The sequence below is a fragment of the Chamaesiphon sp. genome (assembly GCF_041737865.1).
GTDB lineage: Bacteria > Cyanobacteriota > Cyanobacteriia > Cyanobacteriales > Chamaesiphonaceae > Chamaesiphon.
The window spans coordinates 18,970-29,600 of record NZ_JBGSQZ010000322.1; the positions used below are offsets into that span (position 1 = coordinate 18,970).

The following is a 10,631-nucleotide window of genomic DNA, read 5'->3' on the forward strand; positions in this document are numbered from 1 at the left end:
CAACCCCAACCACCTACCCCACACACCAACACCCGCTCCGCGCCCTCTGCGTTAAAAAAAAACACCATCCTCCCCCACGCACCAACACCACCCTCCGCGCCCTCTGCGTTAAAAAAACACCATGCTCACCCAACCCGAGACCCCCTTCCTCACACTCGATCGCATCACCAAAACCTACGGCTCCACCGTCATCCTTGACGGCATCGACCTCACCGTCAACGAAGGCGAATTTGTCTGTCTGATCGGTCACTCTGGCTGCGGCAAATCCACCCTCCTCAACATGGTATCCGGCTTCAACACCCCTACCAGTGGCACAGTCACCCTCCAAGATCGCCCAATTACCGAACCTGGCCCCGATCGAATGATGGTCTTCCAAAACTACTGTCTCCTGCCCTGGCTCACCGCCTACGACAACATTTATCTAGCCGTCGATTCCGTTTATCCCACCCACACTGAAGCCAAAAAAAAAGAGATCGTCCGCGAACATCTAAATATGGTCGGACTAACTGAATCAGCCAGTAAAAAACCCGGACAACTATCCGGTGGGATGAAACAACGAGTGGCGATCGCCCGCGCCCTCGCGATCAAGCCCCAAGTACTAATCTTAGATGAACCCTTTGGTGCCCTCGATGCAATTACTAAAGAAGAATTGCAAGACGAATTACTCGCAATTTGGCGCGAAAATAAGGTCACAGTATTAATGATCACCCATGATATTGACGAAGCATTGTATCTAGCCGATCGACTGGTAATGATGACTAATGGCCCCGCTGCTAAAATCGGCGAAGTGCTAGACATTCCATTCGATCGACCTCGCAATCGGGAAAAGATTATGAACAGTAATACCTATATCGATTTACGCAATTATGCCCTCGACTTCCTCTTCAATCGATACGCTCATTTAGATGATTAGGTATTTAAGCCTTCATTTTAATTATCCAAGTTCAAATTATGTACAAATATATCGCTGCACTGAGTGCGGGTAAGACGGTGCTATGGTGCTATCTAATTTGGTATTTGGTTGCTGTGGTCAACCACTTTGATTCGTCGGCTGCCATCTGGCTCAATTCTCTGGGTATTAGCGCATTAATTGGCATTGCACTGATGCTTAGTATTGGCGGTACTGTCAGACAGACAGACCCGTGGCAGACCTTTCGCCTCTTCCTGATGCCATTTTGTGTATCAAGCTTTTCTGCTTTGATTAAAAATAAGGGTTATATTTTAATCTTCCCGCCCACAGCTTCTGAAGCTGTAATATCGGTCGGATTGTGCGTAGCATTCGTGATGTTTGTGGTTGGATTAAAGCATCTCAACAAATGAAGATACGTGCAATGTTTCGATGAATTACTTTATGACTACTGAAGCACAGCTTTCAACTGGTTCCATGTTGTGCAATTTCCTTCATCAATTAGTGGATCGCTACATTTTAAGTTTTACACCTAAGTTCGTTGGCATAGCCTCTCTGAAAGAGAATCGATTTTAGCCACTCATGCTGCTTCTAATGGTGCCATCGTCAAGCCCGCATGGCGTAACTGCTGGTGATAGAGTTCCGCTTGCTCCTGTGGGCCAACCCAGACGATCGCTCGCCCTTCAAAATGGACTTGATTCGTTAGTTCCCAGGCACGATCTTCACTCATGCCAGGGATATAAGTCATCAAGCAAGTATGGACATGTTCAAAGGTATTAAAGTCATCATCTAAGACGATGACTTTAAAATTTGGATAGGTCTTTGGGACTGTTTGACTAGACTTTTCCGTCGTAAAAACCATAGATGATTACTTCCACTCTTGCCAGTTATTGTTAAAAATTGAAGTATTTGGAAAAGACGTTTGATTATTGTTGGCTTCTAGGCGTTTGCGTAACTCAATAATTGAGGGCGATCGATCGGGGAGGGCTTCAACCATTTGGGCGGGTGTGATGCCTTTTTCGAGGGCGTAGGCAGCGGTGGTACCAGCGGCAGCCCCAGCAGACCATTCAAAAGAGTGAATCCGGTATGCCGCAGCAGCGACATGACTGGTGGCAATACTTTTTCCAGCCACTAACATATTATCAATCTTTTGAGGAATCATTGCCCGTAAGGGAATTTGGAATGGGTAAGCCTGTCCTTCGCCTTTGCGTGCGCCGTCACGTTCGCGGTTGTTGGGAGCTTCGGGCGGGCTATTTTGCATACAGGGGTGAAAATCGATCGCATAGTGTCCGATGCCGACAGTATCAGCATACATGGTCGATCGATTGCGTGGGGTAGGTTTATCCCCTGTCAGGACATTTAAAGCATTTACGCCTGACAAACTTGCTGCTAACCGACGGGATTGTGCTGGAGTGAGTTGGGGCATTCTGTTAGGATCGAGCAGGTTGTTGCGGCTCATATCCGCCTCTGTAATCACAAATCCATCTTTATAACCATAGCTAGGTCTACCGATGATTCTGCGTCCCTCCCGAATGTAGGGATATTTTGATAGTCCATGAGCTGTGCCCATGGGAGATTTCAAGCCACTGAGATAGCGTTGATTGGGATTGGGAGTCTTCACCCAATAATCAGGAGATTTCGGATCGGGGTTGGCGCGAGAATCAGTTGTACCAGCGACTAGCCAGTAATAGAATCCTTGGGCATTTTCTTCACCTTTGCGGAGGGCGTCTGTCCGTAAGCCACCCATCCAGCCGCCTGGTTGAAGTTGTCCACCGACTTGCAATTGAGATCGATCGAGGATCAAATTATCATTGGCACTACCAGGACGATAATCATTTCCCCACGTCCAGTTTTGCATGGAGATGTCTCCAGTTGTGGGAGCCGTGTAATTAATGCCGCCAAATTTGGTAGGTTTTCCCGTACCCGAACTATAAATCCGCCGATAGGTATAGACTATGCCAAAGTCAGCCAACCGTTTGAGTTCGTAGCTATAGTAGGGCGCGTATTGTGAATAAAAAACTGGTGGAACCTGAGTTTGTGGGGTAGCTGTCGTCTCCATCGCAAAGGGATATGTAAACCCCTGAGTACAGTAAGGATCGCCTGTCGTGCTGGCTGCTGAGGGTTCATCAGCAGAGCGCGGATCGAGTCCCAGCCGATAGGGGACATCTGCCAATCCTACCAGTTCTCCGGTTTCTGTTGCATCGACTACATACCAATCTGCGGGTTTTGCGGCTTGCTGTGCGGGTGTTTTATAAGTTGGGATAAAGATAATTTTGCGCTTCTGAAACTTATTCGAGTCTTGATAACTATAAGCATCTTCGATCGTCCGCGATAGGGGTTCGGTATTTAGAGGTGCAGTTCCTGGCTGCGGTTGGTGTTGAATTGCCACTACTCCCTTAATTTGTTGTCCTTCCCCTCTTTTCCCGACAATCAGTTCTTTGACTACCGTGTTGGGATACCAATGTAGTTTACCCTTACCTTTGCTTTCAGCGTTCTTGAGCATCCCATACAGGATTTTGTGGGCATCTTTAGGGATGAAACAAACTTCACTTACCCAGCAGTATCCAGAATTTAGTTTGCCATAATAATCTTGAACTTTTTGACGAAATTCGAGATAACCGCGTGGAAAATACAGTTTGGTGCGTTGAGTCGGACGTTCATCTAGTGCGGATACACCTTGAGCAGAAATTTGTCCGCCTACCCAGTCGGTAATTTCTGTCATGCAGACTGTTTTTCCAGCCACTAGCCCTTCATAAGCCGTCGCCGTACCGCTCAAACCACCACCCGCGATCGCAATGTCACAGCCGATTGTCTGCTCTACAGGCTTGGCTGCCGCAGCCAGGATGGTTGGTGGATGACTTAGTTGGATCGAAACTAAGCCCAAACATAGAGCAGCTAATGGTTTGTTTATTTTCATTTGGATGGTTAAACAGTTGACAGTTGATACTTGACAGCGATTCGCCAAACTTAGGCTTCTGTTGATGGCTGACGATCGATCCAGATCACCCAATCATAATACACATCGGCGATCGACAGTTGGTTGAGATACCCGACAAAAAAGTCGGGGCAATTCATCGATTACCCCGACTTTTAGCCCCCAGTCCCGCTTAAATTCCTGCACCGTCTAAAAATTGGCGAATGGCTCGATCTTCCAAATGACAACTTTGGGGGATGTTGATTTCTTCAGCCGACGGGGTTTCGATGCCTTGAACGATCGCGTTGCAAGTTTGTTCGACTTGCATCTTCTGCACTTGCTGTTCCAAACCTTCAATGCGATCGACCAATGCCCGAATTACTTGAGCCTCTGTATCCGGTAGACTACCATGTTCTAATGGCCCAACTCGTTCGCCCGCTCGATACAATATCCGCCCAGGAATGCCGACTACCGTACAATCCGATGGTACGTCTCGCAGTACGACAGAACCCGCACCGATTCGCACATTGCTACCGATTTGGAGATTGCCTAATACCTTGGCACCTGCGCCAACGATGACATTTTCCCCTAGTGTAGGGTGGCGTTTGCCGATTTCTTTGCCAGTACCACCGAGCGTTACACCTTGATAAATTAGGGCATAATCACCAATAATTGCTGTTTCACCGATGACTACGCCCATCCCATGATCGATAAATACCCCCTTACCGATTGTCGCACCTGGGTGAATCTCAATACCTGTAAAAAATCGGGCTAGATGAGAAATGAAGCGCGGAATAAAGGGGATGCCCAAAAGATACAGCCAGTGAGCAAAACGGTGCAGCGATAAGGCTTGTAATCCTGGATAGCAGAAGATAACTTCTAGCCAGTTACGTGCGGCAGGATCTCGATCGAAAATGATGCGGAAGTCGGCAATTAGTTGTGAAAGCACAGCAATTGTTCCAGGATCTCTAAAGAGGCTACTAGGTATTTTAACGGATATCGCTCGATCGATGTCAGTACGGCTAACCCAATCTAGGGGTTGGGCTTTAGGCTTTAGGTTTACCTTTGTTAAGATGACTACTTGTACTAAGCATGGCGGCAAACGAAGAGAATTTGTGGGTGGCGATTTTCTTAGTGTGGACAGAACTCGGGTCTGGGGGTACCGACCCCCAAACCCCCCGTTGAGGAGCGGAACGCTGTCTTGTCTCGCTAAACCCTCGGGGAACCCGATGAGCGCGAGCCGCCGCCCCCTCAAACTCCCCTGCGTAAGGGTTAGATTGTCGGTAGCGTAGCGCGCTTCTCTCCGAGACGCTACGCGAACGCATTGGTGCTTGGGCTTTGGATTTAGTATTGGGTAATCGTTGGCTTTGGTGATACCCTGCCGTTAGGCACAGCCTGCGGCTAAGGGCGGGGTATCAGAGTCATCCGATCTATTGGTACAAGATGTGAGGCGATTAAATTCTGACGGTGGCGCGGGTAGCAGCTAGAGCTTCTACCAAACTGCGAACCACAGCAATCATGGCAATCTCATCATTGAGCTTGTTAATTGCCGAACCGACACCAATTCCCGCAGCACCAGCAGAAATTGCTAGTGGTGCAGTGACACTGGATAAACCAGATGCACAAAGTACGGGTACATTGACTGCACGAGAGATTTCATAAGCAGCCGCCAGGGTGGGTGCTGCTTTCTCAATCAAACCGAGGGTACCTGTGTGAGTGGGTGCGCTGCTAGTACCACCTTCGGTTTGGATGATGTCCGCACCCGCAGCTACTAGAGTTTGCGCTAACTCAACTTGTCTGTCTAGAGTTAAGATGTGAGGAACTGTTACAGATAGGGTAATCTGTGGCAATAAGGCACGGGTAGCCTGAGTTAGTGCCAAAACTTCATCCGCTTCAAATCGGATACCTTGAGCGTAGAAACTATCGAAGTTACCGATTTCAATCAAGTCAGCACCAGCTTCTACCGCAGCGACGAATAATTGAGGCTCGACAGCAGAAACACAGATTGGTAGATTGGTGAGCTGACGTGCCATGCGGACTAGGTTCGCATCAGCCGCAAGATCGAGAAATGTCGCACCACCAAGATCGGCTGCTCTGACTACCGCAGCTACTCGATCGCGATCGAAATTATTCAACCCACTGATGACTTTCAGGACTTGGTTACTAGTAAAGGCTGCTTGGAGGGTATTCAACATATCTGAAGAGACGTATAAATGTTTATCTGAACTATTTTGACATCGATCGGGCGAAATTGACCGATCGGCGACACTAAAGTCAACAAGCTTGAATTAGTAAAATAAGTATAATTTTAAATACATCCTCGATTTTGAGCGAAATGCTCGATCGATTAAGAGTCGAGTAATTGCCCTTGTTCTACTGACAAATTTAATTCTTTGTGTCCTCGATATGTCTTATCCTCCAGCTCCCTGGCATCTTTACGGTAGTGCGGTAGAATCTTTCCATCCGATCGATGTGGAAAGAGCCAAGCAATTCGTACCTGTAGATTTAGAGATTGTTTCCGTGCTTCCAGGTAAAACAGTGGGGAGCGTGTATCTGTCAGTTTATGAGTCGAATTCAACCCTTGAATATCATGAGCTGATTGTAGCTCCGGCTCTGGTGCGCTATCAGGGAAAAATCGGGGCGTGGATTTCGCACATTTATGTCGATTCAGCCATATCTGTGGCGGGAGGTAGAAATATTTGGGGGCTGCCCAAACAGATGGCTGATTTTAGTTGGAGCGATCGCCAGATAACAGTTTCACAAAATAATAGATCTCTCTGTCAAGTCGATCGCTCTCAAATAGAATTACCACTTTCCTTCTGGGATAAATTTAAAATTAGTGGTTATGTTTTTAGTGGTTTAGAACGAGATATTTTATCATTTCAAGGTAATATTGAAGCAGAGCTAAAATGGCATCCATTTCACCTAAATATTCCGGTTGAAAGTTCTTTTGCTGCACTCGATCTAGGTAATCCGTGGTTCACAATTCAATTCGATCGACTTCATCTGACTGCAAATGCGCCATCGATTTTGGGAAACTGGACGACTGAAGCCGCCAGCCGCCACCCAAGTGGTTAGAAACCGCTCATCGGGTTGCAAAGCCCGCCTACGCGGACTAGTCTATTAGTCCGCGTAGGCGGACTTTGCAACATTAGCCACGATTTCAATCGTTGGTATTCTGGGAGGTAGCAACTTGGGTGATGGCGATTCTAAATCAGATCCCTGGTATCAAATAGTGGTGCGTTACGGCTATCGCCCAACACACCCTACATCAACCTAGCTTTTCAGTTAGGATTGCTATAGTTAGATAGGCGATCGGGCAAACTCCACATTATCAACTAAGTCTAGCAGTGCATTCGAGAATCAGCCGTTGATTTTCGATCGCGTGGGGTTGAATATCTAGAGCAGATCTAAAGGCTCCGATTGCGGCTAAATAATCACCCAAAGCAGCATGGCATAATCCCAAACCATGTAGGGCACCAAAATGAACTGGATTGAGTTCGATTGCCTTCTCACAATCAGCGATCGCTCGATCGTAGTCTTGAGTCACAAATCGTAATACAGCACGTCTATTCCACGCTTCGGCAAAATCTGGGACAGCATCAACCAAATCGTCTAAAATCGATGTAGCGGAGACTACATCGCCTTCAGCTAGCAATCTTTCACTTTCCTCGATCTGTTCGAGTGGTATTTTTCCTTTTTGCCAGAACCAGATCCGCCAGAGTTGACTAGTAGCACGTTCTCTAATGTTCAGATCGCTACTTTTCAAATCCAAGAGTAATTTATCAACTAAATTTTGATTCATATCTTTACCTATGATTCTTGTTCTTTAGAGGCTACACCAACGACTCGATCGGTACAAGCGTTGGTATTCGATCTGTCTAAACACTCGGCTTGCATTAATTAAATTTAGAGCAAATAGCAGCAATTGTCATCCATCTATATACTTCACTATATTAGTAAGTATTCCCAGCCCAGATCCTGAAGCGAACAATTTATTACCACAATTTATAATTTATATGGCTACTTATCCAGGCATTTCCAGCGAAGCTTTCAAACATCCACTCGACCTTCAAGCCGAACAAGCTCTGCGGAGTATTCCAGGTTTTAATCTAGTGGCGAGTAAGTTTGTCGAGTTTATTTACGAACGTCCTCAACTAGTATACCTAATGGGTAATAGTATTCAAGCAGGCCCCAGACAATATGCGTCTATCTATGGCATGTTTCGGGAATGTGTTCGGGATCTCGATATCTATCCTGAGCCAACCTTATTTGTCAGTCAGAATCCTCAAGTCAATAGTTATGCAATGGGACAGGAGCATCCATATATTGTTATCAATACAGGATTGTTAGACCTACTCAATAAGGATGAAATCAAAACTGTCCTAGCGCATGAATTAGGACATATTAAATGCGGACATACTATCCTGATTCAAATGGGAATGTGGGTGATGAATGCAGCTTCAGTAATTGGTGAAATGACCTTTGGACTGGGAAATATTGTGAGTAATGGCTTGATAGTTGCTTTTTATGAATGGCGACGCAAAGCTGAACTCTCATCAGATCGAGCGGCACTCCTAGTGATGGAAAATCCCCGCACTGTGATGACAACGATGATGAAAATTGCGGGTGGAAGTAAAAAATATGCCGATGAATGTAGTCTCGAAGAATTTATTAAACAATCTGAAAATTATCGTAATTTAGATGAAGATGGACTAAATCAAATTTATAAAGCCTTGATGTATGTGGGCGTAAATGGAATGCTCAGTCATCCATTCCCAGTCGAACGTATTCACTATCTCCAAGAGTGGACAGATTCTACCGAGTATCGCGATATTCGTCAGGGTAAGTATCAGCGTGTCTCTGTCGAAGTAGTCAGCACCGCGCCAACTGCGAGTGAATCCGAACGCTTGCGCCGCGAGATCGACGAACTCCAACGGGAGATCGATCGCCGGAAATCTCGCGATCGATAGTTGAGTTAGAATATAGAGCAATTTGGATATTGCCATCCTCTACAATCGAACTGGCAAACTGCGCTACCGAAAAATCTATTGTCACTAAATGATCTCTCAAACTGAATATCTCAAGGTACTGCGCCCATTACTTCCAGCAGCAGCTTTTAAGCCCAATTCAAATAAATTATTTATCCTCGCCATCAACCTCCTGATTTTAGGGCTTGGTTGGGCGATCGCGCGAGATTTCGATCGCTGGTCGATCGGTTGGTTATGGCTATACCTTCCCCTGAGTCTCATCATGGGTAATAGTATCGTAATTTGCCTATTTGCCTCCCATGACATGATGCACGGGAGTACGATCCAGCAGCCGCGCTGGAGATATCTACTCAGTTTCTTGGCTCTATCGCTGCTGTGGATGCCTCCAACCCTATGGAAATCCGTTCATAATCACAAACATCATACCGAGACTAACGCCATCAGTGACCCCGATCGGATGTATCTGGTTGGACAAAATGATACCTGGGGTAAATGGATTCAAAATCTATTTGTACCCTCTTCACAAGTGAATTGGACTTTTTTGATATTGGGGATGGCGACATCCTGGGTAGTCCACACTTTCCGCCATTTAACTTCAATTTTACTATTCAATCATGATGAGGTTGATTTCGTTCCGGCTCCGGTAGTAGTTAGCCCTCAGAAACGACGGACGATCGCCATTGAGTTGGTGGCGATCATTTTGGTTCATTTAGGTATACTGACTTATCTCAAGTTTAGTATTTTAGCAGTCTTATTAGGCTATGTATTACCCTTGAGTATTGGTTATGCAGGAGTAATGTTTTATATTTATACCAACCATTTCTTGTGCCCGATGACTGATATCAACGATCCATTAGTTAATAGCGTATCGTTGAGAATGCCCAAGATTTTCGACCTGTTACACTTCAATTTTTCCTATCACACAGAACATCATTTATTTCCCAGTATTAATTCGGACTACTATCCCCTAGTTCAAGAGTTATTACAAACCCATTATCCAGAATCATATAATTTGATTCCAGTGGGAACAGCATGGAAATTGTTGATGGAAACTCCGCGACATTATCGCGATGATGTGACTCTGACAGATAAATTAGATCGAGAATCAGTCACTTGTCCCTGTGCTGTCGGTGTCAGAGAATTAGTGCGATCGGATTCATAATCTAAATGTGAGTTCGGGATAAGAGGGTGTTTGAAAAGTATAAATTAATCCCCCAGCCCCCTTGAAAAGGCAGGGTGGTTTCATATAAGAAAAGAAAAATGCTTAAACCCTGGTGCTTAGTCTTCATCCGCCCTGAAATGAATTTCGGGCTAATAGCAAAAGTTCACTGAAGTGAACTAAGAGATTTTTCTTCTGGTGTATGAAACCACCCTGCCAGCCCCCTTGAAAAGGGGGAGCAAGAGTCAAAGTCCCCCTTTTTAAGGGGGATTTAGGGGGATTGACAGCCTGCGATTGTAACAAATAAAACTTTTCAAACACCCTCTAAGAAGAGCCTAGAGACTAAAGTCTCTGCTCATAATGCGAAGTCCGCCTTCGCGGACTATTCTCTTAGTCCGCGAAGGCGGACTTTGCACTATTAGCCTCGATTTCAATCGATGGCGGTACTTGAACGGAGCAGATATCCTTAATATGGTTGACTCTCAACTATTTAGGGCTTGCTGAAGATCTCAGCAAGCTAATCACTGCAAGGGTTTTGAGCCTTTTTTCAGAAATTAAGTGCAAGGTTTTGACGTTGAAAGGCTCAGAACCCTTGCACTCGATCGCTTGAATCTGGCGATCGAGTGAGAATATTTGCAACAAAACCATTTTTTAGCAAGG

General features: G+C 45.8%; 11 protein-coding genes. 5 read left to right on the forward strand and 6 right to left on the reverse strand.

Going from position 1 to position 10,631, the window contains the following annotated elements:
- The first annotated feature begins 121 nt into the window (after nt 1-121).
- Nucleotides 122-913: a nitrate ABC transporter ATP-binding protein gene (locus tag ACEW9J_RS25190; protein WP_373547814.1), complete on the forward strand. Its 792-nt coding sequence runs from the start codon at nt 122-124 to the stop codon at nt 911-913.
- A 38-nt stretch (nt 914-951) separates the two neighbouring features.
- Nucleotides 952-1,320, forward strand: a complete 369-nt coding sequence (locus ACEW9J_RS25195) for a hypothetical protein (RefSeq protein WP_373547815.1) — start codon at nt 952-954, stop codon at nt 1,318-1,320.
- A 167-nt stretch (nt 1,321-1,487) separates the two neighbouring features.
- Here ACEW9J_RS25195 and clpS read toward each other — a convergent pair whose 3' ends face one another.
- The 4 genes from clpS to ACEW9J_RS25215 form a co-directional block, all read right to left on the reverse strand.
- Nucleotides 1,488-1,769, reverse strand: coding sequence for an ATP-dependent Clp protease adapter ClpS (gene clpS, locus ACEW9J_RS25200; RefSeq protein ID WP_373547816.1), 282 nt, complete (start codon nt 1,767-1,769; stop codon nt 1,488-1,490).
- 6 nt (nt 1,770-1,775) lie between these two features.
- On the reverse strand, nt 1,776-3,824 hold the full coding sequence (locus ACEW9J_RS25205) for an FAD-dependent oxidoreductase (protein WP_373547817.1): 2,049 nt from the start codon (nt 3,822-3,824) through the stop codon (nt 1,776-1,778).
- A gap of 190 nt (nt 3,825-4,014) precedes the next feature.
- Nucleotides 4,015-4,770, reverse strand: coding sequence for a serine O-acetyltransferase (gene cysE, locus ACEW9J_RS25210; RefSeq protein WP_373547818.1), 756 nt, complete (start codon nt 4,768-4,770; stop codon nt 4,015-4,017).
- A 505-nt stretch (nt 4,771-5,275) separates the two neighbouring features.
- Nucleotides 5,276-6,016, reverse strand: a complete 741-nt coding sequence (locus ACEW9J_RS25215; protein WP_373547819.1) for a DUF561 domain-containing protein — start codon at nt 6,014-6,016, stop codon at nt 5,276-5,278.
- A 211-nt stretch (nt 6,017-6,227) separates the two neighbouring features.
- Between ACEW9J_RS25215 and ACEW9J_RS25220 the strand changes: the two genes are divergently transcribed.
- Nucleotides 6,228-6,899 (forward strand): acetoacetate decarboxylase family protein, encoded by a 672-nt coding sequence (locus tag ACEW9J_RS25220; protein WP_373547820.1) that lies wholly within the window; start codon nt 6,228-6,230, stop codon nt 6,897-6,899.
- A 256-nt stretch (nt 6,900-7,155) separates the two neighbouring features.
- Here ACEW9J_RS25220 and ACEW9J_RS25225 read toward each other — a convergent pair whose 3' ends face one another.
- The gene (locus ACEW9J_RS25225; RefSeq protein WP_373547821.1) at nt 7,156-7,626 is read right to left on the reverse strand and encodes a tetratricopeptide repeat protein; all 471 of its coding nucleotides are present in this window, start codon (nt 7,624-7,626) and stop codon (nt 7,156-7,158) included.
- Nucleotides 7,627-7,840: 214 nt separating this feature from the next.
- Here ACEW9J_RS25225 and ACEW9J_RS25230 point away from each other — a divergent pair, with 214 nt between their 5' ends.
- Together ACEW9J_RS25230 and ACEW9J_RS25235 are read left to right on the forward strand one after the other, a co-directional pair.
- Nucleotides 7,841-8,794 carry a M48 family metallopeptidase gene (locus ACEW9J_RS25230; RefSeq protein WP_373547822.1) on the forward strand — a complete coding sequence of 318 codons (954 nt, stop codon included), beginning with the start codon at nt 7,841-7,843 and terminating at the stop codon, nt 8,792-8,794.
- 88 nt (nt 8,795-8,882) lie between these two features.
- Nucleotides 8,883-9,974: a fatty acid desaturase gene (locus ACEW9J_RS25235; protein ID WP_373547823.1), complete on the forward strand. Its 1,092-nt coding sequence runs from the start codon at nt 8,883-8,885 to the stop codon at nt 9,972-9,974.
- 483 nt (nt 9,975-10,457) lie between these two features.
- Here the strand turns inward: ACEW9J_RS25235 and ACEW9J_RS25240 are convergent, their stop codons facing one another.
- Nucleotides 10,458-10,619 carry a hypothetical protein gene (locus ACEW9J_RS25240; protein ID WP_373547824.1) on the reverse strand — a complete coding sequence of 54 codons (162 nt, stop codon included), beginning with the start codon at nt 10,617-10,619 and terminating at the stop codon, nt 10,458-10,460.
- Between the last annotated feature and the right edge of the window lie 12 nt (nt 10,620-10,631).

Excerpts from the sequence above, each read along its gene's own strand:
- ACEW9J_RS25190 (WP_373547814.1), top strand. The coding sequence starts at position 122 with ATGCTCACCCAACCCGAGACCCCCTTCCTCACACTCGATCGCATCACC.
- ACEW9J_RS25195 (WP_373547815.1), top strand. The coding sequence starts at position 952 with ATGTACAAATATATCGCTGCACTGAGTGCGGGTAAGACGGTGCTATGG.
- clpS (WP_373547816.1), bottom strand. The coding sequence starts at position 1,769 with ATGGTTTTTACGACGGAAAAGTCTAGTCAAACAGTCCCAAAGACCTAT.
- ACEW9J_RS25205 (WP_373547817.1), bottom strand. The coding sequence starts at position 3,824 with ATGAAAATAAACAAACCATTAGCTGCTCTATGTTTGGGCTTAGTTTCG.
- ACEW9J_RS25215 (WP_373547819.1), bottom strand. The coding sequence starts at position 6,016 with ATGTTGAATACCCTCCAAGCAGCCTTTACTAGTAACCAAGTCCTGAAA.
- ACEW9J_RS25220 (WP_373547820.1), top strand. The coding sequence starts at position 6,228 with ATGTCTTATCCTCCAGCTCCCTGGCATCTTTACGGTAGTGCGGTAGAA.
- ACEW9J_RS25225 (WP_373547821.1), bottom strand. The coding sequence starts at position 7,626 with ATGAATCAAAATTTAGTTGATAAATTACTCTTGGATTTGAAAAGTAGC.
- ACEW9J_RS25230 (WP_373547822.1), top strand. The coding sequence starts at position 7,841 with ATGGCTACTTATCCAGGCATTTCCAGCGAAGCTTTCAAACATCCACTC.
- ACEW9J_RS25235 (WP_373547823.1), top strand. The coding sequence starts at position 8,883 with ATGATCTCTCAAACTGAATATCTCAAGGTACTGCGCCCATTACTTCCA.
- ACEW9J_RS25240 (WP_373547824.1), bottom strand. The coding sequence starts at position 10,619 with ATGGTTTTGTTGCAAATATTCTCACTCGATCGCCAGATTCAAGCGATC.